At 27.1% G+C, this 24357-nt stretch carries 24 protein-coding genes; 11 read left to right on the top strand and 13 right to left on the bottom strand.

Translation table 11 applies throughout. The annotated features are described in order from the left end of the window. Window positions 1-2: 2 nt before the first annotated feature. Genes thpR through mreB form a run of 6 tightly spaced genes read left to right on the top strand, consistent with a single transcriptional unit; the run spans window position 3 to window position 6247 of the window. A complete protein-coding gene (gene thpR / locus ACYQ44_RS03220; RefSeq protein ID WP_459995176.1) occupies window positions 3-596 on the top strand; it encodes an RNA 2',3'-cyclic phosphodiesterase in 594 nt (197 codons plus the stop codon). Further along, complete coding sequence (gene recA, locus ACYQ44_RS03215; RefSeq protein WP_459995174.1) at window positions 589-1698, top strand: recombinase RecA; 1110 nt, start codon at window positions 589-591, stop codon at window positions 1696-1698. The genes thpR and recA overlap by 8 nt, the downstream gene beginning before the upstream one ends. Next, complete coding sequence (locus ACYQ44_RS03210; protein WP_459995172.1) at window positions 1676-2149, top strand: regulatory protein RecX; 474 nt, start codon at window positions 1676-1678, stop codon at window positions 2147-2149. Before recA ends, ACYQ44_RS03210 begins: the two co-directional genes overlap by 23 nt. 1 nt (window position 2150) lies before the next feature. Beyond that, entirely contained in the window at window positions 2151-3722 is a 1572-nt protein-coding gene (rny, locus tag ACYQ44_RS03205) for a ribonuclease Y (protein WP_459995171.1), read from the top strand. Window positions 3723-3769: 47 nt separating this feature from the next. After that, entirely contained in the window at window positions 3770-5185 is a 1416-nt protein-coding gene (locus ACYQ44_RS03200; protein ID WP_459995170.1) for a clostripain-related cysteine peptidase, read from the top strand. A 60-nt stretch (window positions 5186-5245) separates the two neighbouring features. Continuing rightward, window positions 5246-6247, top strand: coding sequence for a rod shape-determining protein (gene mreB / locus ACYQ44_RS03195; RefSeq protein ID WP_459995169.1), 1002 nt, complete (start codon window positions 5246-5248; stop codon window positions 6245-6247). Window positions 6248-6262: 15 nt separating this feature from the next. Here the strand turns inward: mreB and ACYQ44_RS03190 are convergent, their stop codons facing one another. From ACYQ44_RS03190 to ACYQ44_RS03165, 6 genes are all read right to left on the bottom strand, one after another. Next, window positions 6263-7066 carry a mechanosensitive ion channel family protein gene (locus tag ACYQ44_RS03190; RefSeq protein ID WP_459995168.1) on the bottom strand — a complete coding sequence of 268 codons (804 nt, stop codon included), beginning with the start codon at window positions 7064-7066 and terminating at the stop codon, window positions 6263-6265. 14 nt (window positions 7067-7080) lie between these two features. Then, window positions 7081-7866 (bottom strand): flagellar basal-body rod protein FlgG, encoded by a 786-nt coding sequence (gene flgG, locus ACYQ44_RS03185; RefSeq protein WP_459995166.1) that lies wholly within the window; start codon window positions 7864-7866, stop codon window positions 7081-7083. Between the two features lie 27 nt (window positions 7867-7893). Further along, entirely contained in the window at window positions 7894-8628 is a 735-nt protein-coding gene (locus tag ACYQ44_RS03180; protein WP_459995164.1) for a flagellar hook-basal body protein, read from the bottom strand. A gap of 86 nt (window positions 8629-8714) precedes the next feature. Beyond that, window positions 8715-9926, bottom strand: coding sequence for an HD-GYP domain-containing protein (locus tag ACYQ44_RS03175; RefSeq protein WP_459995163.1), 1212 nt, complete (start codon window positions 9924-9926; stop codon window positions 8715-8717). A 72-nt stretch (window positions 9927-9998) separates the two neighbouring features. Further along, window positions 9999-10940, bottom strand: a complete 942-nt coding sequence (locus tag ACYQ44_RS03170) for a hypothetical protein (RefSeq protein WP_459995162.1) — start codon at window positions 10938-10940, stop codon at window positions 9999-10001. A gap of 1 nt (window position 10941) precedes the next feature. Then, window positions 10942-11382 (bottom strand): hypothetical protein, encoded by a 441-nt coding sequence (locus ACYQ44_RS03165; protein ID WP_459995161.1) that lies wholly within the window; start codon window positions 11380-11382, stop codon window positions 10942-10944. Between the two features lie 211 nt (window positions 11383-11593). Between ACYQ44_RS03165 and ACYQ44_RS03160 the strand changes: the two genes are divergently transcribed. Then, on the top strand, window positions 11594-11926 hold the full coding sequence (locus tag ACYQ44_RS03160) for an STAS domain-containing protein (RefSeq protein ID WP_459995160.1): 333 nt from the start codon (window positions 11594-11596) through the stop codon (window positions 11924-11926). Between the two features lie 21 nt (window positions 11927-11947). Here ACYQ44_RS03160 and murC read toward each other — a convergent pair whose 3' ends face one another. The 7 genes from murC to ACYQ44_RS03125 are packed head-to-tail and all read right to left on the bottom strand — an operon-like array spanning window position 11948 to window position 20516. Then, window positions 11948-13291: a UDP-N-acetylmuramate--L-alanine ligase gene (murC, locus tag ACYQ44_RS03155; RefSeq protein WP_459995159.1), complete on the bottom strand. Its 1344-nt coding sequence runs from the start codon at window positions 13289-13291 to the stop codon at window positions 11948-11950. Between the two features lies 1 nt (window position 13292). Further along, complete coding sequence (locus ACYQ44_RS03150; protein ID WP_459995157.1) at window positions 13293-14330, bottom strand: UDP-N-acetylglucosamine--N-acetylmuramyl-(pentapeptide) pyrophosphoryl-undecaprenol N-acetylglucosamine transferase; 1038 nt, start codon at window positions 14328-14330, stop codon at window positions 13293-13295. Continuing rightward, the gene (locus ACYQ44_RS03145) at window positions 14320-15483 is read right to left on the bottom strand and encodes an FtsW/RodA/SpoVE family cell cycle protein (RefSeq protein ID WP_459995156.1); all 1164 of its coding nucleotides are present in this window, start codon (window positions 15481-15483) and stop codon (window positions 14320-14322) included. Before ACYQ44_RS03145 ends, ACYQ44_RS03150 begins: the two co-directional genes overlap by 11 nt. Further along, the gene (gene murD, locus ACYQ44_RS03140) at window positions 15483-16790 is read right to left on the bottom strand and encodes a UDP-N-acetylmuramoyl-L-alanine--D-glutamate ligase (protein ID WP_459995155.1); all 1308 of its coding nucleotides are present in this window, start codon (window positions 16788-16790) and stop codon (window positions 15483-15485) included. Before murD ends, ACYQ44_RS03145 begins: the two co-directional genes overlap by 1 nt. Beyond that, the gene (gene mraY / locus ACYQ44_RS03135) at window positions 16787-17737 is read right to left on the bottom strand and encodes a phospho-N-acetylmuramoyl-pentapeptide-transferase (RefSeq protein WP_459995154.1); all 951 of its coding nucleotides are present in this window, start codon (window positions 17735-17737) and stop codon (window positions 16787-16789) included. Before mraY ends, murD begins: the two co-directional genes overlap by 4 nt. Before the next feature lie 44 nt (window positions 17738-17781). Continuing rightward, a complete protein-coding gene (locus ACYQ44_RS03130; protein WP_459995152.1) occupies window positions 17782-19032 on the bottom strand; it encodes a UDP-N-acetylmuramoyl-tripeptide--D-alanyl-D-alanine ligase in 1251 nt (416 codons plus the stop codon). Then, window positions 19029-20516, bottom strand: coding sequence for a UDP-N-acetylmuramoyl-L-alanyl-D-glutamate--2,6-diaminopimelate ligase (locus ACYQ44_RS03125; protein WP_459995149.1), 1488 nt, complete (start codon window positions 20514-20516; stop codon window positions 19029-19031). Before ACYQ44_RS03125 ends, ACYQ44_RS03130 begins: the two co-directional genes overlap by 4 nt. 114 nt (window positions 20517-20630) lie before the next feature. Here ACYQ44_RS03125 and ACYQ44_RS03120 point away from each other — a divergent pair, with 114 nt between their 5' ends. Genes ACYQ44_RS03120 through ACYQ44_RS03105 form a run of 4 tightly spaced genes read left to right on the top strand, consistent with a single transcriptional unit; the run spans window position 20631 to window position 24349 of the window. Beyond that, window positions 20631-21641 carry an HrcA family transcriptional regulator gene (locus ACYQ44_RS03120; RefSeq protein WP_459995148.1) on the top strand — a complete coding sequence of 337 codons (1011 nt, stop codon included), beginning with the start codon at window positions 20631-20633 and terminating at the stop codon, window positions 21639-21641. A gap of 12 nt (window positions 21642-21653) precedes the next feature. Beyond that, window positions 21654-22316: a nucleotide exchange factor GrpE gene (locus ACYQ44_RS03115; protein WP_459995146.1), complete on the top strand. Its 663-nt coding sequence runs from the start codon at window positions 21654-21656 to the stop codon at window positions 22314-22316. A gap of 2 nt (window positions 22317-22318) precedes the next feature. After that, window positions 22319-23455, top strand: coding sequence for a molecular chaperone DnaJ (gene dnaJ, locus ACYQ44_RS03110; protein WP_459995145.1), 1137 nt, complete (start codon window positions 22319-22321; stop codon window positions 23453-23455). 3 nt (window positions 23456-23458) lie between these two features. Next, on the top strand, window positions 23459-24349 hold the full coding sequence (locus tag ACYQ44_RS03105; RefSeq protein ID WP_459995143.1) for a YitT family protein: 891 nt from the start codon (window positions 23459-23461) through the stop codon (window positions 24347-24349). The last annotated feature ends 8 nt before the right edge of the window (window positions 24350-24357 follow it).

The raw sequence follows: 24357 nt of genomic DNA, 5'->3' as shown, positions 1-24357 counted from the left end.
CAATGAATAATAAGAATAAACATCTACGGACATTTATAGCCCTTGACGTCAATCAAAGTGTTAAAGATATTTTGAGAGACACAATAATAAAACTTGAAAGAATGGGGTTTAAAGGTAACTGGACAAAACCCGAAAATATTCATTTAACTTTATATTTTATGGGGGATACATATATTTCAAAAATTACAGAAGTAGCAAAAAGAATGGAAGAAAGGATAACAGGATTTCCAACATTTGCATTTAATGTAAGTAGAGTTGGATATTTTAAAACAAACAATTTCCCAAGAGTAGTTTGGTTAGGTGTAGAAGGTGGAAACACTCTAAAACAATTGCATAATGAAACAATAAAGTCTTTGAAGTTATCAAATATACAGATTCCTGATAGTGAAATAAATTTTCATCCGCATTTAACTGTAGGAAGGATAAAAAAAGCACCAGATTTTTGGGAAAAACTTATTGGAGTTTTAGATGTTAAGAATGTTATTGTTCCTGTAAATTCGGTTCATATATATTCATCAACTTTAACAAAAAACGGTCCAATATACAAAAAAATGTATACTATTGATTTTGAGGGAGGAATGATTATTAATGGCTAAAAAACCAGAAAAAAAATCCGCCATAAATAAAGAAGATATGTTAGATAAATTAGTTAAAGAATTAGAAAAAAATTATGGCGAAGGATCTATAATGATTTTGGGTAAAGGGTTAGAAGAGGAAAGGAAATTGGATATAGTTCCAAGTGGAGTTTTATCAGTTGATGCTGCATTAGGTGTAGGAGGATATCCTAGAGGAAGGATTATAGAAATATATGGAAATGAGTCAAGTGGTAAAACTACCCTTGCTTTGCACTCTATTGCTGAAGTTCAAAAAAGGGGAGGAATTGCAGCATTTGTAGATGCTGAACATGCTCTTGATTTAGAATATGCCAAAAAATTAGGTGTAAATCCAAATACTTTAATACTTTCTCAGCCAGATTTTGGCGAACAAGCTTTGGAAATAGTAGATAGTATTGTAAGGTCAAATATTGTAGACCTTGTAGTAGTAGATTCTGTTGCAGCGTTAGTTCCAAGAGCAGAAATTGAAGGTAGTATGGGCGATTCACATATGGGATTACAAGCTAGATTAATGTCACAAGCGTTGAGGAAATTAGCTGGTAGTATAAACAAATCAAAAACGATTGTAATTTTTATTAACCAAACACGTATGAAAATAGGTGTTGTATATGGAAATCCTGAAACTACAGCTGGAGGAGTAGCATTAAAATTCTATTCTACAATAAGAATGGAAGTTAGAAAAGGAACAGCGCTTAGAGAAGGCAAAGAAGCATATGGTAATGAGGTTAATGTTAAAGTAGTTAAAAATAAGGTAGCGCCTCCATTTAAGGAAGTAAAAATAGATATGATATATGGGAAAGGATTAGCTAAGGATAATGATATTTTTAATTTAGCTGTTGCAAATGATATTATAAAGAGAAGTGGAGCATGGTTTTCATATACTGATTTAGAAGGAAATGAAATAAGTTTAGGACAAGGTAAAGTAAAGGCACTTGAATACCTAAAATCAAATGAATATCTATTAGACGAAATAGAATACAGAATTAGAGAAAAATTGGGTTTAATTATTCCTGAAGATTTAAAAGAAAAAATAAAAAACAAAGGAGATTCTAGCTCTAATAATGAGAAAGAAAAAGCAGATTGACCCTTTTGATGAAGAAATGGCGCAGAAAAGCGCTATAAATTTACTAAAATTCAGGGCAAGATCAGAATTTGAAATAAAAAAACGCCTTCTTGAAAAAGGATTTGATGAAAAGGTAATTAATAAAGTAATAAAAAAATTAAAAGAATTTAAAATGTTAGATGATGAATTATTTGCTTATTTATATGCATATGACAAATTAACTATTAATAAAAAAGGGCCATTTTTTATAAAAATGGAACTGATTAGTAAATTCCATATTGATGAAGATGTTGTTTATAAAGCAATAAATAAAGTGTTAAATGAAGTTAATTTGAAAGAAATTGTTCGTGAAATAGTTTTATCACAAATTAAGTTAAAAAAAGATAAAAGAAAAATAAAGGAGTATGTTTACAAAAGAGGATTTGAATCATATTTAATTGAAGAAGTATTAGATGAAGTTGGAGGTGAATAAGATGGATGTTATATATATAGGCATCGTTGTTGTTTTGGCAATAATATCTGGTGTTTTATATAAAATTGGATTGAATAATGGTCTAAAAAAAGGAAATAAAGAGTTTATTGAAAAGTTAAAGTCAGAAAAAGAACAATTAAAAATGGAAATAGAAATAGCAAAAAGAGAAAAAAATGAAATATTAAGGAATGCTGAGAAGGAAGCAGATAATATAGTAAAATCAGCACTTATTGAAAGTAAAGAAGAAATACAGAAAATGAAAGAAGAGTTTAATAGAGAACTCAAACTTGAAAAAGAAGAATTAAAATCAATGGAAGAAAGATTAATCAGAAGAGAAGAGATGATAGATAGAAAAGAACAAAATCTTGAAGAATTAAAAGCTAAATTGGATAAAGAAAAAGAAGAAACATTAAAATTAAAAACAGAATTAGAAAGCAAATTATATGAGATTGCTAATCTAACAATGGAGGAAGCTAGGGAAAAAGTATTAAATGAAGCTAAAGAAAAATATGAATTAGAATTAGCCCAAACATATAAAGCAATTAAAGAGGAATATGAAGATGAAGCAAAAAAACATGCACAATGGGTTGTAAGTATTGCGGTTCAACGATATGCGTCTGACGTAACTTCTGAAATTACAACTTCTACTATAGCATTGCCTACAGATGATATGAAGGGTAGAATAATAGGTAGAGAAGGAAGAAATATTAGAGCATTTGAAAAAATGACTGGTTGTGATTTAATTATTGACGATACACCTGAGGTTGTTGTTATTTCAGGATTTAATCCTTTAAGAAGAGAGATTGCCAAAAGAACACTTGAAGCATTGGTAGCAGATGGAAGAATTCACCCTGCAAGAATTGAAGAGGTATATGAAAAAACAAAAAGAGAATTAGAAGATATAATCAAAGAAGCTGGAAAAGAAGCCGTAATGAGAGTTGGTATTAAACCATTGCATCCAGAATTAGTAAAATTATTAGGAAGATTGAAGTTTAGAACGAGTTATGGTCAAGATGTATTGGAGCATTCAATAGAAGTAGCAAACTTTGCGGGATTAATGGCTGCAGAATTAGGGTTAAATGTAGAATTAGCTAAAAGAGCAGCATTGTTGCATGATATTGGAAAAGCTATTGATCATGAAGTAGAAGGTTCTCATGCAGTTGTTGGTGGACAGATAGCTAAAAGGTATAATGAAAAATTAGAAGTTGTTAATGCAATACAATATCATCATAATGAGGTTGATCCTATGACGCCAGAAGCAGTAATAGTAGGAGCAGCAGATGCAGTTTCAGCTGCTAGACCTGGGGCTAGAAGAGAGACTCTTGAAAATTATATTAGAAGAATAGAACAGTTAGAAGAAATTGCAAAAGGTTTTAGACATGTTGATAAAGCATATGCTATTCAAGCAGGAAGAGAGTTAAGAGTTATTGTACAACCAGATAAAATAGATGATGCGTTAGCAGATAAATTAGCAAGAGATATATCTGCTAAAATTGAAGAAACAATGGAATATCCTGGAGTTATTAAAGTTACAGTTATAAGAGAAAAAAGAAGCGTAGCTTATGCATCTTAATTAAATGGCGGCTTTAGGCCGCCATTTAGTGAATATGGGGTGTTATAATGAAAAAAATTCTATTATTTTCATCATTAATATTTTTGATTTTAACAATGTCTTCATGTGTAACTTTTAATAAACAAAGTCCACTAGTTACACGGGAATATCTAGAAGGGATGCCATTGGTTTTGGATTTTGCAAGACCAGTAATTAAAGTTGAGATTTATAATGGAAATTCATTGATTTATATTTTTGAAGGAGATATCATTTATAATCTAAAAACAAATTTGATTTTACATGATGATATAACAGTAAAAACAACAGAATTTTATAAAAATAGGCAATATACAAATGTTGTAAAAAAGATAGAGCCAAAATTGCAATTTTTATTGTATGGTGGAGCGGATAATAATCTTGATGTTAAATATGAGGATCCTTTAAGTAAAGAAACAGATTATTTTTTTGATTTAGATATAGATGAAATTAAAACATCTATTGAAAAGTCATCAATGGATATATCTGTAGCAATTTTAGGTGATAGAAATGCTAAAAGCGATGAAATAATATTCATTTCAAAATTTAAAGGAAATTATATTGAACATAGATTTTTACCACTAGAATTAGGGTTTGATAGCGAATTAAGTTCAGCATCAACACAAACATTATTTAAATTTATTGATAAATTATTAGTAAAAAATAATAACACGGTAAAAATATTAGACTTGTGGGATCATGGTAATGGGTGGGCACTTGAATCAAAAGGAATAGAACCTAAAGCTATTATACAAGATGATACAACAAATAATGTTTTAAGGATAAAAGATATAAGAGATGTTCTTAATGAATACAATAATAAATATAACTCAAAGATTGACATTCTTGCTTTTGATGCATGTAATATGACTAGTTTAGAAATTATATATGAATTTAAAGATTTAGTTGATTATTTTATTGGATCGGTGTATTCTATAGCAGGATTTGGATTTTATTATGATTTTTTTCATGATTTAGATGAGGATGATTTGATAAAATCTTTTTTAAAAAAAGTAGTGGAAGATTATAGATATTATTATTCAGATATATATCCTTTAAACAGATTATCATTGTCTGTTGCCGATATGTTTAAATTTAAAGAAATATGGAATAAAATAAATAATATTATTGGAGTGAAATATGACTATTCTTTATATAAAAATGATGGAAATAACTATGTTTCAGAACCAACAGATATGATAGATGTCAATGATTTAATATTAAACACAGGAGAGTTTTTAAGCAGTTATATTAATTCAGCAATAATAAATTCTGTTGTTAGAATTGATGGTATTGATTACCCTGGATATAGTGGGATTGGAATGATGTTTGAAGATATTTTCAATAATAGCAATTCAAATTATGCTGATTATAAATCATTATCTTTTTATAATGATTTTCAAAATTGGATAGAAATAACATGGAAAAATATTATAAAAAACAAATAGTTGTTTTTTTATATATTTTCTTGTATAATATTACTTGAAAATGATATGGGAGGAAAGAATATGGCAAAACATGATCTTGGAATAGATTTAGGGACGGCTACATTTATATTATATAAAAAGAATGAAGGTATAATTGTTAATGAACCTTCAGTTGTAGCAGTTGATAGATTGACAGATACAGTTATAGCTTTTGGTAACGAAGCTAAAGCAATGATAGGTAAGACGCCTCACGGTGTTGAAATAATCCATCCAATGCAAGATGGTGTAATTGCATATCCTTCGTTGATAGAACAATTGTTGAGATATTTTATAAAAGAAGCAAAAACAGGTTTTTTGCCTTCTAAACCTAATCTTGTAATAGGTATTCCTGCAAGAACTACTGATGTTGAAAGAAGAGCGGTAAAAGATTCTGCAGAAAAGGTTGGAGCAAATAAGGCATTTTTGGTTTTAGAGCCAATTATAGCTGCTATAGGTATTGGTCTTGATATAACAAAACCAAATGGTCATCTTATAGTTGATTTGGGTGGTGGAACTACAGATATTGCTGTAATAAGTTTAAGTGGAAGTGTTATTTCTGAATCAATAAAATTAGCTGGAGAAGCTATGGATACAGAAATAATAAAATATATTAAGAGAAAATATAAATTTTTAATAGGAGAAGCAACAGCTGAATATTTAAAAAAAGAAATTGGAAAAGCTCATAAAGATATTGAAACATTGGAATTGGAAATAAGAGGGCAAGATATTGCTACAGGAATGCCGTCTTCTAGAACAATTAATTCAGATGATATTTATGAAGCAATAGAAGGAGTATTAAATGAAATTATTCAAAAAACAAAAAATGTTCTGGAAAATACACCACCAGAATTATCAGCTGATATATTGAAAAATGGAATATATTTAGCAGGTGGCGCAGCTAATTTAAGAGGATTAGCACAATTATTTGAAGAAAAAACAGGTGTAAAAACAACAGTTGCAGAAAATCCTCAACTGTGTGTTGCTCAAGGTGCAGGTATTTTATTAGATAATCCACAATTGCTTGCTAAAGTAGCTGTTATATAATAAAAGGAAATGGTATCAACCATTTCCTTTTATTTTAATATCTATTTGTGTAAATGGAATTTCTATGGCATTATTATTTAATAATCCAAATATTTCTGTTGCAATTTTCTTGGTGCCTTCAAAAAAGTCTTCTTTTTTTAACCAAAATTTTATTGAAAAATCTATTGAGGAACTTCCAAATCCAGAAAATAAAACAAATGGTTTATGATTTTCATCTATGTAAATTGAATCTGAACTGTTTAAGTAATTTGTTATTAGGTCTAAAAACTTATTTAAATCTGTATTATATGAAACTCCTACATTTACTTCACTTCTTCTAATTTCTGATGGCCAATAGTTTGTAATAGAACTACTCCACATGGTTTTATTAGGTATTCTTACTAGTTTTCCATCAAATGTTTTCAAAATAGTATGATTTAAATCTATTTGAGAAACACTGCCAGAAATACCATTTACTTCTATAGCATCTCCTTCTTTAATAGCTTTTGAAAACATTAATAGAATTCCACAGATGAAGTTTGCTAAAGGTTCTTGAACTGCAAAAGCTATTATAACACCAGATACACCTAATCCGGTTAAGAATGGCATAAAATCTTTAAATATCAAAGATAAAATTATAAACCCACCCAGCGTATATACTGCGATGTTTATTAAAACCTTTAAAGTATTTTTATAAGATAAACTTCTCCCTGTTTTTTCAGCAATTTTTAATAATGAAGAATAAAATATTTTAGAAAAAATCCTTGATAAAACTAATATGAATATACTAATGCCTATTCTTAAGGAATAATCGATTACAATATTCCAATTTATATTCATAAAATTATCCTCCATTATCTTTTTAATGTACCAACAGTTCTTAAGAAATCATCAGCGGTTTGAACTGCTCTTGCATTTAAGTCGTAAGTTCTTTGTGCTACAATCATATTAACCATTTCTTTTACAACATCAACATTAGATTTTTCTAACGAGCCTTGTTCTATAGAACCATATCCATCTTGGTTTGGAATTCCTTCTGTGGCAACTCCTGATGCAGGTGTAGATAAAAATAAATTATTTCCTATAGATTTTAATCCGGCTGGATTGACAAACCTTACAAGTGTTAAATTACCGACATTCTGAACAGTTCCATCAGGTAGTTTTGCACTTATTATACCATCTGGAGAAACATTAACACTTTCGGCATTTGTGGGTATAGTAATATTTGGAACTAAAAGCAAACCATTTGAGTTAACTAGACGTCCATTAGCATCCACTTTAAATGATCCATCCCTTGTATAAGCAATTCTTCCATCTTGCAATTGAACTTGAAAAAATCCATCACCCATTATAGCCATATCAAATGTTCCACCTGTTTGTTCAATGTTTCCCTGTGTAAATAATCTATTGGTTGCTGCGATTCTTACACCATGACCAACATATTCTCCTGTAGGTAACATGGAGTTTTGAGCTGTGGGAGTTCCTGCTTCTTTTATTGGAGTATATAATAAATCTTGAAACTCAATCCTTTGAGCTTTATAACCAGTAGTGTCGACATTAGATAAGTTGTTTGAAATTGTATCAAGTCTTCTTTGTTGTGCCATCATTCCAGTTGATGCAGAATAAAGAGATACTAACATATTCTTTTCCTCCTTGAAATTATATTATTATATTCTTTGAGCGCTTTCGATGACCTTTCCTGTCATTGCATCCTGAGTTTGAACAGATTTTTCTAATATACTAAAAGCTCTGTTTGCATTAATTAAATTTATCATTTCTTTCAAAGTATTAACATTAGATTTTTCTATACTACCTTGTATTACTTTATAATTGCTTGCTGCTACCTCATTTCCAGTGAAGAGATTTATTCCGAATTTAGAAGGTTTTTCAAGATTAACAACTGATATTTTTTGTCCAGTTGGTTGAGAGCCATCATATATGGTTCCTTCGCTATCTACCGAGAAATTATCAGGAATTTGAATTCGTTGATTATTTGAATCTAAAACAAAATCTCCTTCAGAAGTTATTAAAAATCCTTCATTATTTCTTTTAAATTCACCATTTCTTGAATAATATATTTGTGAATTTCTTTCAATTTTAAAAAAACCATCTCCGAAGATAGCAAAATCTAAGGGATTATTTGTTTCTTCTATTTGACCTTGTGTGATAATTGGTTTTGTTTCATCTGCTATTAAGGCCGTTTCCATATATCCAATATGATTTCCTTTTTTTATATCTGTAGAGTCATAATTTCTGAATTCCTTTTCGAGATATGCTTTGAACATAATTTCATCTTTTTTATATCCTGCAGTGTTAGCATTTGCTAAATTGTTTGAAATTTTGTCCAGTTGAGCCATATTAGATAACATACCCATTGTTGAAATGTATAATCCTCTATTCATTAAATCGCCTCCTGCGATAGTACTCATTAATATATTTCTTTTCTTTTTTTACATTATCCTAAAAAAAATTACCGCATATGCGGTAATTATTCTTCTAATGTTTTAATATTATGAAGAAGCTTTAATACTTCGTTATAATTGCTTTTTAATATATTTAAAATATTTTTATTAATAGGCATCTCTTCCATGATTTTTAAAGCTTTTTCTGGGGATAATCCGTATCTATATGGTCTATTACTTATTAAAGCTTCAAATATATCTGCAATAGTAATGATTTGAGAAATTATAGGAATATCTTTTTCTTCTAATCCGTAGGGATATCCAGAACCATCTAACTTTTCATGATGATATAATATATATTTTGATAAATATTTTAGTTCATCAAAACCATTTATTAATTCAGCACCTATTTTAGGATGTTTTTTTATTATTTCAAATTCTTCATTAGTTAATTTTCCGTTTTTATTTAAAATATATTCAGGAATTCCTATTTTACCAATGTCATGTAGTAAAGCGGCATGTTTTAAAGTATTTAATTCATTTCTTTTTAAATTTATTTTTTTTCCTAAAAAATAACTGATAATAGCAACATTTTTTGAATGGTTTGCTGTATATTTGTCTCGTTTTTCATATAAATCGATTAATTTATATAATCCTATGGTTTCGTAATGAAGTTTTATAGAATGAAAGGCAATTAAAATGTATAATAATACGAATAATAAACCTATAGAAAGAGAACTAATATAATGTCCTAAAGTTAAAAAGGATTTTATTGGAATAATCTTAAAACCATATATGAAATCATAACCATTTTTAGAAAGTTTTATGGAATTTTTTGTATCTAAATCATTTAATAATTTTTTAAAGTTTAAACTTATTTCCACAAATTTATCTTTCAGATATTTTTCACCATAATCATCAAATATTTTAAATATGATTTTAAGAGAATCATTTTCATGAATATAATAATACTTATCATCAAAATAGTCAACTTTATTGCTTTCTATAATATTTATCTTTTCAATATATTCAGGGTGTAAAGAGTTAATTTCATCGAATAGTTCGTTATATGTTTTTATGTCGTTATTATCAATAGCTTCAAGCATAACATTCCATTGAAAATATCCATAAGATATTTCATTAGAAATAGTGTTTACTAAAAGTCTTATAGAATTTTTAATCGAGTTAGTGTATAGAAAGAATCTATTTTGGTTTAGGTAATAAAATGAGAATAAAGATATACTAAAAAAGAGTAAAAAAATTATAGGATGAAATATTGACTTTGATTTTGATGTCATTTAATTCCTCCTTATATTACTTATATGATATTTTTATTATTATATCACATAATATATATTTGTCTATGATTTTTAACTCATAAAAGAGGAAATTTTTGACATCTCTGATGAAATGTTTATTTCGCATGTATATTGTGAATTTTCAAAATTGTTTGATACCAAAGTGGAATCATCTTTTTGAATAAAATTTTGTAAATCTTTTAAAGTTAGATCTCCAATATAATTAATTACTACAAATACATTGGATGGTATTTCTAGAGTTAGATTACTTACTTGAATATTTATATCTATAATAGAATCAGTTTTAGCAGATGGTATCAAATGAATTTTTGAAGCTTTTGAATTTATTTTAATATAGTTAGATTTAATATTATACAAATCCAAAGTGACATCACTTACATTTGCTGAAATGTCAAATGATGAATTTATATGCTCTGAAGTGTGAATAACTGTTTCAGCTCTTTCTGGAATATTAATAGAATTTATCCTTAATTTTTCTTCAAATATTAAATTATTTTTTTCAAAGATAGATTTTTGATTAAAAATAGATTTATTATATACGCTGTTAATTTTAACAACATTTTCAAAAGTTGAGGTTATATTACATTTATTCCAATCTATATTAGCAATTATTTTTAGAGGAGAATCATTTTTTAATTCAAAGTTTTTTTCGTTTTGAATGAATTTATTTTGTGAAAATTTTAGTAATTTCTCTCTAAAGAATAATTCTATTAATCCATTAGCCAGTAACTGCGACCCAATAAATAATAATATTAATTCTCCGAAGGAAGCATCAAAGTTAAATAAATCAAGCAAATCAATTATTAGAATTATACCAAAAATTAAATTCCCAAAATTTTCACTTTTTAATTTTTTAAATATTTTCAAACCGTCAAAAATGAATATTATTGCTAATATTGATTCAATTAATATGCTCAAAGTGAAAGAAATATTAAAAATTAAATTTGCAAATATTAAAAATCCTATTAAGATAGAAATTATTCCTAAAACCATATTATTTCCTCCTTGAAAAAATTGCAGATAACCCCGAAGCAATTAACCATGATGCAAAAATAGCTAATATAACTTCCCAAAAATTAAATGATTTTTCAAAAATATTTAAACTGTCTAAAATTAAAAATATTCCTGCAATTAACCCAAAAATAAGAGACTTTAATTTAAAATTTCTATGAAAAATTTTTAATCCTTTAAAAAACCAACCTTGCTGAGTTTCTAGAATATCATCAATTACTCCTTCAGCTTCAACTCCATTTAAAATTACTTCTTTTTTCCCTTTTTTAATTTTTACTTCCTGTTTTGGATGAAATCCAAAGTATATAATAATTATACCTAGAATAAACTCCAGTGTTTTCCAAAAAGTTAAAGTATATCCCCAAAAAACCGATAAAATAATTGCTAATCCAATTAATATAAATACTAAAGCTAAAAATTTCATCACACTCACCCCTTTAAAATAATTTATATATAAATTGTATTTATAAAAATAATATACCATATTTTTTTAAAAAAATCAATTCTTTTTTTAAAAAAATCAATTTGTTATTAAAAAGTATGTATTGTATACTGTGGAATTATTACTTTGTAAAATAATTTAATTATGTTATAATTAAATTATAATATGAAAGTATATAAATGGAGGTGTTACAATGGATTTTACAGTAGATTTTTCAGAAAAGGATAAGTATTATTTAATTAAAGTAGAAGGAGAAATAGATGCTTATCATTCTGCTACATTTAAACAAAAAACAAAAGAAAAGTTGACAGAACTATCTTACACTAAATATGTTATTGATATGTCCGCTGTGTCATATATAGATAGTGCAGGGTTAGGGGCTATAGTAAGTTTATTAAAAGAGTCAAGAAATTTAAAGAAAGAATTAATTCTTGTAGGATTGCAACCACAGGTTAGGAAAGTTTTTGAAATGACTAAGCTCGATAAAATTGTTAAAATAATTGATACAATTGAAGAAGTTGAATAAAGCTCCCTTTTGGGAGCCTTTTTATATTACATTTTCATATTTTTTTGAAAAGATTGAGCTAATTTTTTTTGCAACATTTGTAATATCACCAGCGCCTAAAAATAGAAAAACACCATCATCTAAATCAAGTATCCTATCTATCATATCATTTTCGGAATTTATAAATTCGGAATTTTCGATTAATTTTGCCATCTTTAATTCATCTACGCCATCTATAGGATCTTCAAATGCTGAATATATTCTATATACAAAAACTTTATCAGCGCTTTTTAATACCTGACTAAATTTTTTATAATGTCTAAATAATCTAGTATATCTGTGTGGTTGAAATATAGCGACTATTTTAGAATTAGGGAAATACTCTTTTGCAGCTTTTATTGTATGTTCAACTTCTTCTGGAGTATGTGCATAATCATCTACAACAAAGATATGACTATTTTTAAATAGAACATTAAATCTTCTATTTACGGAATTAAATGTTTCAAAAGCATTTTTGATTTTTTCAAAATTAATACCACTTTCTAGAGCATAGGCAATTGCTGCTATTGCATCATAAGCATAATGAATACCGGGTAAATTCATTTTAATTCTTCCTATATATTTTCTTTTATAGTTCACATCGAATGTTTGATAATAACCATGAGGAGTTCTATTGGTAAAATAATAATCAGATTTATCGGTAGATCCAAATTTTATTGTTAAATTATCATAGAAACTATCTAATATAGCATCATCTCCATTTAGCAATACAAAATCCCGAGCATTTGAAGCATGGTTATATATAGAATCGATAAGATTTTCAAAGGAATTTCCATAATGTTCCAAATGGTCAGGTCTTAAATTAGTAATTATAGAAACATCGGTAATAGTATCTTTTATAAATCCATCGCTTTCATCAACTTCGCTTATTATAGGACCAGAACCAATTCTAAAATTACCATCTTCTAGACTTCCGTGTATTCCACCTAAAAATACTGTTGGATCTACAAGAGCTTCTTTTAATATATGAGAAATCATGGCAGTGGTTGTAGTTTTTCCGTCAGTTCCAGTAATACCTACACTATAATTGCTTTTTAATATATAATTGAGATACTCCATTCTATTTAGAATAGGAATATTTAAATTTAATGCTTTTTGAATTTCGGGATTATTGTTTTTTATAGCAGTACTTTTTATTATTAGATCAGCATCTAAAACATTTTTTTCTGAATGACCTATTTTTACATCAATATCTTTTGTTTTAAGATATTGAGTTCTTTCGCTTTCTGAATTATTTGAACCACTAACATCAATCCCTTTATATTTGGAATAAAGAGCTAATGAACTCATGCCTATTCCGCCAATGCCGGAAAAAAAGTATTTCATTTTAGGCGCCTCCTAAAGATTCTAAAATTGTTTTTACAATGATTTTTGAGGGATTTTCTTTCTTGATAATATAATTAGATTTTTTCTTTATACCATGAATTATATCAATTATATTTTGTGATTTCGCGTCATTTTCGGTAATAATATGTATATTTTCTCTATTAAAACTTTTTGCGTTTAAAAATTGTTGATTTTCTGCCGAATTTCCCCACGGTATAATTATAGCAGGTAAATCAAAAAAGTCAATCTCTGATAAACTTGTTGCACCACCTCGACTAATGGCCATATCACTAATTGCTAGATATTCAGTTAAATTATTAAGGTATTTAAAAGTTTTTACATTTGGCCATTTTGATATTAATTTTTTTGATACATGAATAAAATTGACGGTAGTAATTTTATTATAAACCTCAATCATAAGATTGTCAATAAATTCTGAACCAAGGCTTCCGCCAAAAACAGTGACTAAGGGTTTGTTATAATCAAAACTTAATTCTTTTAATAGTTTTTCTCTATTGATGGTTTCGGGCACTCTTAAAGGATTACCACATACCATACTTTTGTTAATATATTTATTACCTATTGTGTTTTTATATGTAAGAAATATTTTTTTTGCATATTTGCTTAAAACTTTATTAGCAACACCCATAATTTTGTTTTGTTCAAGAATAAATATAGGTACATTTAAATCTTTTGCGGCTAATCCAACAGGTACGGTAACATAACCACCAGTTAATATTACAAAATCAGGTTTATTTTTCCTCATTATTTTTTTTATGCGTAAATAATTTTTATATGTATTTAACAGTATATTGATATTTTTTATTGAGTACAGAGGTCTTATTAAGCCTTTTACTTTTAAAGGAATATTTTTGGCGTTTGGAAAATCTTCAGGGACTTTAAAATAATCCAATCTATTATAAATAGTAAAATATGTTAAATTAAACTCAATCTGTTTTTCCAATTCTTTTATTACTGAGTAAGCGGGATAATAATGCCCACCTGTTCCTCCTCCTGATACTACAATATTATACCTCATCTGTTTTTTCCACCTTTTCTATGTTCTTCGCTTCATCGGTAATATTTTTTTCATCTACTATTTCATAATAAATCATACCCATTATGTATCCTATAGAGACCAAAGTGATGAGTAGAGAGGAATTTCCATAACTCATTAAAGGTAGAGTAACACCTGTTGTTGGCAACATTCCTACAGAAACACCTATATTAATAAAACTCTGAAAGAATATCCAAAATGCAAAGACAACCATAAAATTACGTGCAGCAGAAATTTTTATATAATTAGAAATTAAAATTAATTCTCTTGATATTAAAAAGTACAGAGTTATAACCATTATTATTCCAAGTTTTCCCCATTCTTCTCCAATTACTGCAATGATAAAATCACTATATGAGTAAGGAACGTAGTATTTTTCTTCTCCTATAAAGGTTCCGGAACCGAATAATCCGCCATTAGAAATAGCATCTAAAGACTGTTGTAATTGATAATTTTCTTCTTTATTTGTGAATTTTTCTAAACGAGATTTTTGATATCCTTGGAGAAAATTTGTATTTGTAATAATAAATATGCCAATTATAGCAATTAGGAATATGGTTAGATAAAAATGAATATTTTTTACACCGTTTACAAAAATAGTAAGTATAGCAATTATGAAAATCATTATTGAAGAACTCAAATCTGGTTCTATAAATATTAATCCTATTTCGAAAAAAATTATTAGCATAGGAATAATTATACCTAGAACAAAATTATATTTTTTTTCCTTAATTTTATAATAGTACCATGATAAGTATAAAGGTAAAAATAATTTCATAAATTCTGATGGTTGAATTTGAAATCCTAAAAGAGTTAACCATCTTTTTGTACCATTAATAGGATTTTGGGTTAAAGCTAATACCAGTAATATGGTAAAAAATAAGAAAATAAGATTCATTATATGTTTTCCTTGTGTAATATATTTTGATAATATAAAAGTAATAAAGCCAAAAAAGGAGGAAATTAAGATAGTTGTTATATGTTTTTGAAACATTCGGTCAATTTGCATAGATGAAAATGTATATTCCATAGCTTTTAAAGAACTATAAACGAAAAATGTTCCTAAAACTAATGCCATACCAACGGCAACTATAAATAATATAGCTCTATTTTTTAATATCTGAGGGTTTTTCACTATACCATCTCCATTAATTTGTATACTTCTTTTTTAAAAGCTTTTCCTCTTTCCTTATAATTTTTAAATAAATCATAACTTGAACCTGAAGGTGATAAAATTATATGATAATTTTCTTTTGATAGAGATAATGCTGTTTTAATTGCAGATTTTAAATCTTTTTCTATAATAAAATTAGTAAAAAAAGTATATTTTTTTATTTCCTCTACCATTTCTCCAAATACAATAGTTTTTTGTGCATTATTTTGTAATTCTTTTAGAAAGTCTCTCATATCCTCGTTTTTAGGTCTTCCTGATAATAAAGCTATATATTTTTTGCCTCTAAATGATTTATAAGCAGAGAATGCAGCATGAACATTTGTAGCCTTTGAATCATTAAAAAATTTAATACCTTTATATTCGCCAACAAACTCTAATCTATGCTCTAATGTTTTAAATGAACGTATTTTTTCTTCTATGATATCTTTTGAAATATCAAGGTTTAAAGAAACAGCAGCAGCAGCCAACACATCTTCTCTATAAATACTCAAATTTAGGGATTCATTTTTTATTTTTATGTTAATATTATTTTTAGTTTCTATCATGTTATTTTTCCATATATAATCGCTATTTTCCCCGAAAAAGAATAAATTTTTATTGTTAAAATTAAAATATGAATTTAGGTTCTTATTAACAAATCCCAAACCATTGTTATTAAGTGTTTTTATTATTAAATTTATTTTTGTATTATAATACTCCTCTAAAGATGAATGCCAATCTAAATGATCTGGCATTAAGTTTATTAATACAGAAATTTCCGGAATGAATTTTTGCCCCCAAAATAATTGAAAACTCGAAATTTCTACTACATATATTTCACTATTAAAGTCTGCTGCGGAAAGTGGAGTTCCAATATTTCCACCAATGAATACATTATAAGAACCTTTTAATATATGTCCAATAAGTTCTGTTGTTGTGGATTTGCCATTTGTACCTGTTACTGCAATAAAAATAGATTTTGGATTTTTTTCTTTAATTTTTTTCCATGAATATTCAATTTCTGTTGTAAAAGGAATATTTTTTTCTTTAATAATTTTTATGGGTAAACTTTTTGGGTGAATGCCAGGACTTAAAATAGCTAAATCAGCTTTTTTTAAAAGTTCACCATGTTTTTCTTCGTATAAAATATTATTATTTTCAAAGAAAATAATATCTTTGTCTGAAAAAGGTTTATTATTACTAATATAGATGTCATCTTCTTCTTTTAATAATATATTTTTTAATAAAAATTCATTACTAAGGCCATAACCCACTAAACAAATTTTCATAAAATACCTCCAAGTCCCAATAATGAAATAATTATATTGATGATTATAAACCTAAAGGTTATATTTTCTTCAGGCCATTTTTTTAACTCAAAATGGTGATGTATAGGTGACATTAAAAACACTCTTTTTCCTCTTAATTTAAAAGAAGAAACTTGAATAATGACACTTAAGGTTTCTATTATAAAAATGAATCCTGTAAATATTAGGAATAATTCTATATGATAATATGAGGCAAATGCTGTTAAAATAGCTCCTAAAGCTAAAGAACCGGTATCTCCCATAAAAACTTTTGCAGGTTTTACATTAAAAATAAGAAATATAGTTATTGGTAAAACGACAGAAAATAACAAAAATATTGGCGCATTAAAGAATAATACACCGATTAAAATTGTGAATATTGCAGAGGTAACAAAAGTGCCACCAGCTAATCCATCGAGTCCATCTGTTAGATTTGTTGCGTTTGAAAAACCTGTGAACAAAAAAATATAAAATAAGAAGTATATTCTTGAATTAATATTTAATGTATATTTCGCAAATGGGATAAATAAAGTATGAGTACTGTTTGTATTGGTAAATAAGAAAAATAGCAATATAGAAAATAGCATTTGTAATAATAATTTTCTTTTTGGAGTTAACCCCATAGCATTTTTTTTCAATATTGAACTAAAATCATCAAAAAATCCTATAAAACCAAATAATAATGCTGTAACTGCAATATATACAAAAATAATTTCTTTAAAAAACAAATAACCTATGAAATTTAAAAGTGATAGAGTTGGAATAAATATAATTCCACCTGCGGTTGGAGTACCTTGTTTATAACCGTGGAGATCAGGACCTTCTGGACGTATATATTGACCAAATTGCTTTTTTCTTGCCCATTCTATATATTTTGGATATAGCATAAATTCTATAAAAATTATAATAAAGGTTAATAATAATAACATCTTTTCCTCCTTAATAATATTTAAAATCTAAAAGAGTTTTTTAATTAAAGAAAGGTTTTTAAAAAATCGTCAACAATATGCCATAAGCCTGTTCCATTAGAGCCTTTTATGTAAATTAATGAATTTTCCTTTTTTAAAATATCAAAGACATCATTTTTATTTTTTAGTGTATATTCATAATTAAATTTATTTTCTGGATCGTAAAAATAGATCTCTTCAAAGATATTTTTTGCATTTTTTAAAATTTCATCATGATAATTTTTAGAATTTTCGCCTATTTCAAGAACTTCACCCATAATGAGTATTTTCTTCTTTTTTACATTCATCTTTTTTATACTATGAAATCCACTGAAAAAAGACTCTTTAGATGCATTATATGCATCATTTATAATTATTGATGTTCCTATTTCTTTAAATTCAAATCTTTTTTCGGGTAATTCAAATGTGGCTATATAAAATGGATCAATCGGTATTTCAAAATAAAGTGAGACCATTAAAGCGACTAAAGCATCAATTAATTGCCCTTTATTCCATATTCCAGTTAAAGTAAGCATTAAATTTTCACCATAAATATTATAAAAAACACGAGTATTCCCATTTAAATATTCATAGTTTATTAAATAACCATCATTTTTATTATTTTCTCCAAATTTAAAGACCTTTATATCTTTTGGATATTTTATATTTAATAATGGTTCGTCTCCGTTAATAAATACTAGTCCAGGTTTTTCTGAATAAGATAAAATTTTCAATTTTTCTTCTGCAATTTTTTCTCGTGTTTTAAAAAATTCAAGGTGTGAACTTCCAATGTTGAGAATAATGGAAATATTTGGATTATAAAACTTTGAAAGATATTCTATATCTTTTTCATTTCTTAATCCCATTTCCAAAATAGAAACAGATTGATTTTTATAATTATTTAAGATACTTAATGGAATTCCTATTTCTGTATTATAATTTTTTTCTGTTGTAAAAACTTTAAAACCATATGATAATAAGTGAAAAAGGAAAAACTTTGTAGTAGTTTTTCCATTAGATCCGGTAATACCTATTCTTATTTTAGAAAATTTTTTTAGTTTTTTTGATGCTTCTTCATTTATAAAATCAATAACATTATCTACTAAAATAACTTCTTTTAAATAATCTCTTTTTTCTTCAACAATAGCTGTTTTAGCTCCCTTTTTAAATGCATCGTTTACAAAATCATGCCCGTTATTATGTTCTCCTTTAATAGCAATGAAAATATCATTTTCCATAATTTTTCTTGAATCTATTTCATAATGAGTATCGTTCATCGCTTCATCACCTTTCTAAATTTTTGCACAACATCATATGCTACATCATAATCATTAAAAGGTATTTTTTTACCGTTTTCATATAATTGGAATTTTTCATGACCTCTTCCTGTGATAAGAACAACATCATCTCTTGAAGCAAAACTTATAGCGGCTTTTATAGCAGTTTTTCTGTCTCTTATTATAATGTAAGTTTTTTCTTTATCAACGCCTTCCATTATATGTTCAATTATTTCATCGGGATCATCATCTTTAGGATCATCATCAGTAATTACCATCAAATCACTATATTTTGAAGCAATTTTACCCATAATTTTTCTTTTTCCTATATCAGCAGCACCTCCTGCACCGAAAACAAGGATTATCCTTCCATTAGTAATTTTTCGCGCACTTTTTAATACTTTTTCAAGAGCATCAGGGGTGTGAGCAAAATCTATATAAACTTTATATTCTATATCTTTTGTATTTTCAACTAACTGAAATCTTCCAGGGACGCCATTAAAAGTTAAAAAACCATGCCTTATAATTTCACTGTCTATATTTAACAATTTTAAGGCTATAAATGCCGCAGTAATGTTTTGAGCATTATATTCTCCTATTAAATGTGTGTGTATTTTATTTTCTGTACCATCGGGTTCTGTTATTATAAAACTCATTTGTGAATTATTATAATCAACATCAGAAATAACATAATCAGCAGTTTTATTAAAACCATATGTAATAATATTATCTTTTTCTATAGGGACATCTTCTAAATTATTACAATCTAAATTTATAATTCCATATCCAGTATTTTTTAATTGTTTAAATAATGACATTTTTGTTTTTTTGTAATCGTCAAAATTTTTGTGGTAATCTAGATGGTCTCTTGTAATATTTGTTAAAATAGCTATTGAAAATGGTATTTTATACACTCTTTTTTGTGCAATGGCATGAGACGAAACTTCAAGGCAAATATTTTTGATATCCCTTTCTTTTGAAAGGTTTAAGATTCTTGCAATTTCATCAACGCCTGGTGTTGTATTGTATGGTTCATATAGTAATTCATCATTTAATTTTATGCCAACAGTACTTATTAAAGAACTATTTTGATTTCCTTGCGTCAAAACATAATGGATTAATGAGATTACTGTTGTTTTTCCATTAGTTCCTGTGACACCAATGAAATTAAAATCATCAAAATTTATGTTATAATATGCATAATTAAGCAGTGCATAAGCTTTTTTTGTGTCACTAACAAGAATATATGGATGGTCTAATGATATTTTTTTCGGGTTTTCAGCTATAATTAAAGCAGATTTATACTCTAAGGCAGTTTTTATAAAATCATGACCATCGAAATAAGTGCCTTTTATACAAACAAAAACCGATCCCGGTTTTATTTTATTTGTATTATTGGTGAAAAATGTATAATTTTTATCCAATGGAAAATGATACTCTATTATCAGGTCTTTTAAGATTGAAATAATTTTATGGCCATCCATATTATCACGCTCCTTAATAACATTTCTTAACTAATTTTACACCAATAATTAATTTTTTACAAGCCTTTTTTTATGTTATCATATAATTAGCACTCAAAAAAAGGGAGTGATAAAATGCCAAAAGAATTAAGCAGCAGGCAAAAAGCAGTATTATTCTCTATTATAGAGAATTTTATAAAAGAAAAAAAACCTATAAGTTCATCAGAAATTTTGAAGAAATCAAATTTAAATGTTAGTTCCGCGACTATTAGGAATGATATGCAAAAATTACAACATTTAAATTTAATATTTCAACCACACTCTAGTGCGGGAAGAATTCCTACGGATAATGCATTGAGATTATATTTTGAAGCTATAAAGGAAAGTTTTTCAGTAAAAAGTAAAAACATTGAATTGCCTCAAGACTATAAATTTTATGATATAAATATTATGTTTGATAAATTTTCTAAAATCCTTTCAGAATTAACTAATAGTTTAGTGATTTTAGAACTGCCAGATTCGAGATATATTTATATTACAAGAGCTGTGGTTTCTGATTTAACAAATGATTTTTATCAAATTACATTAATGACTAATCTTGGATTATCTATTACAAGAACTGTTGAAAAGTATGGATTTCCATCACCAAAAGAATTGGAAAAAATATTAAATGAAGGTTTGATAGGAAAATCTATGCATGAAATTATTAATATAATAAAAACCAAGCGAATAGAAAAGGAACAAGATATTAGATTGGTAAATTTATATAATTTAATATTCTTATTGGCAGAGGAATTTTTTAGAAATAAATTTATCGTAAATGGATTAGCTCGTGTTATTTCTTCGGGTTATTTTAATACAAAGGAACTCCTTTTTTTATCAAAAATAGTAGAAGAAGATAAAATAAAGGTTCAATTACTTTCTATGAAGCCCTTTGATGTAGAGATAAAAGCGACTATAGGTAGTGAGTTTAAAATTGTAGAATTAAAAAATTTTGTATTGATAGAAACTTCATATTGTCATAATGTCAATCCTTTAGGGAAAATTGCATTATTGACATTTAAATATAGTGATTACAGACAAATATACTCTATTTTAAAAGAATACACTTCTAGATTATCAAAAATTATATCAAAAAACTTGTAAGGAGGGATTACAATGCCATACAAAAAGAAGAAATCAGAAGGAAAAAATAAGGAAATAAAAGAATCTGAAAAGGCATTAAATAAAGATATGGAAGAATTGAAAAAAGAAATAGAAGAATTAAAAAAAGAATTAGAAAATCAAAAAGGAGAAAAGGAAAAATTAATGGAAGAATATGAAAAAATAAAAAATTATGCTGTTAATTTAAAAGTAGATTTTGAAAGTTATAAGGATATTGTTCAAAAAGAAAAATTAAGAATAAAAAAAGAAACAAAAGAAAGTGTTATAAAACAAATTTTACCAATATATAAGAACTTTTCTATTGTAATGAATAACCAGGAAAATCTTGATATATTTGCAAAAGGGGTTGAAATGGTTTATAAATCATTAGTAAAGACAATAGAAGATATAGGAGTTGAATTTATTATTCCGCAAAAAAACGATAAGTTTGACCCATTTGAACATGATGCGATAGAGAGAGTTGAAACAAATGAAGTAGAGGAGTATCATGTGTTTAGTGTGGAATCTCCTGGAATAAAATTAGAAGGAAAGATTATTGAGCCGGCAAAGGTTAAAGTTGCTATAAAACCTAAAGATGTGGAAAAAGGAGAAATAAGAGAAAAAGGAGAAAAAGACGACTCTGGAGATATTAAAGAAAATGAAGAAAGGGGTGAATAGTTTTGAATCAAAGAAAGAAAGATTATTATGAAATATTAGGTGTTTCGAGAAATGCAACACCTGAGGAAATAAAAAAAGCATATAGACAATTGGTAAAAAAATGGCATCCAGATAGACATCAAGAAAATAAAGGTGTAGCAGAAGAAAAGTTTAAAGAAATTCAAGAAGCTTATGAGGTTTTAAGTGACCCGCAAAAGAAAGCATTATACGATAGATTTGGATTTGTTCCGGAAAATGGGATGCCACCTCCAAGCCAAGGCGGAGGAAGAGGTGGATTTGAAGATCTGTTCGAGGATTTGTTTGGAAATTTTGGAGATTTTGGAGGAACTTTTTCGGATATTTTTGATATGTTTATGGGGGGCAGTACATCATCGCAAAAAAGGCGAAGAACAAGTAAACCACCTGTGAAAGGTGAAGATAAATTCTTTTCAATTACCGTAAATTTAAAAGATGTTTTAAATGATATAAAGAAGCATATTGAGTATGATAGATACGCAAAATGTACTGCATGTAATGGAACAGGAGCAAAAAATGGAACAAGTTTTACTACATGTCCAAGATGTAATGGTGCTGGAACAATAAAAGAAGAAGAACGAACATTTTTTGGTGTTTTTGTGAGAAATTATCAATGTCCAACGTGTCATGGAGAGGGAAAAATAATTAGCGAGAAATGTAATGTTTGTCATGGAAGTGGAAAGGTAATTGTAAGAGAAAGTTTAGATATTACTATTCCGACAGGAGTAGAAGATGGTTATACATTTAGAATTCCAAATAAAGGAAATGATGGTAAAAATGGTGGCCCAGCTGGAGATTTAATTATAAAAGTTAATGTTAGAAAAGATCCAAGATTTACTAGAAATGGAAATAATTTAGAAACAACAATAGATATAGATTATGTTCAAGCATTATTAGGAGCTACTATAGAGCTAGAATTATTAAATGGAAAAACAACTTTAAAGATTCCAGAAGGAACAAATCCAGGTACAATTTTAAATTTAAAAGGTCATGGATTACCTGATTTTAGAACAGGAAGATATGGAGATTTATATGTTAAAATAAATGTTAAATTCAAAAAACCTGGATTAAGAGAGAAAAAACTGTTAAAAGAAATTGCAAAATTAAAAAAATTGGAGGAATAATAATTGGGAAAAAATTTTAATTTTAAAAAAGAAGGCGTTAATTATATTATAATTACTATAGGCACAGTTTTAACAGCTTTGGGTATAGTGTTATTTCTTGACCCTTTTTCTATTGTAGCTGGTGGTGTTAGTGGTCTAGCTATTGTGTTAAAGAATTTATTTGGTTGGTGGTTAGGTTTACAAATGTTAATTTATAATATCTTTTTATTTGCCCTAGGTTTTTGGCTTTTAGGAATAGGGTTTGGATTTAAAAGCATTTATTCTGCAACCTTATTATCTTTTTTAATTGATTATTTTGAACAGGTATTACATCTGGATACAATGATGAAGGATTTATTGCTAAACTCTCCATTTAGGATTGATCCTTTATTAATTAGTTCTATATATGGGGGAGTATTAGCAGGAGTAGGTCTTGGATTAGTTATATGGAGGAATGCTTCTACAGGTGGTACAGATATTATAGCGATGATAATAAACAAATATTTTCATATATCCACTGGAAAAGGGCTTTTAATAGTTGACACTTTTGTTACAATGTTAGCTTTTTTAATTAATCCTATAGTTCCTATGTTTGGTGTTATAACTATTTTTGTTACATCAAAGATGATAGATACTGTAGTTGAAGGTTTTGAAGCTACAAGAACTGTGTTTGTAATAAGTAAAAAATATGATAAAATAAAAGAAAGAATATTAAACGATTTAGATAGGGGAGTAACCATATTAGAAGGTGAAGGTGGTTACACATTAGAGGAAAGAAAAATTTTAATGGTGGTTTTAACAAGGAGAGAAATAGGCGAATTGAGAAGAATAATAAAAAACATTGATGATGAAGCCTTTATAAGTATAATACAAAATTCTGAAGCTTTGGGTTATGGGTTTAAAAAATTGCGATAGGAGGAATT

It is taken from the genome of Marinitoga arctica, from assembly GCF_054657315.1.
The sequence above is the reverse complement of the archived record's forward strand: the minus strand, read 5'-3'. Positions and strand labels throughout refer to the sequence as shown.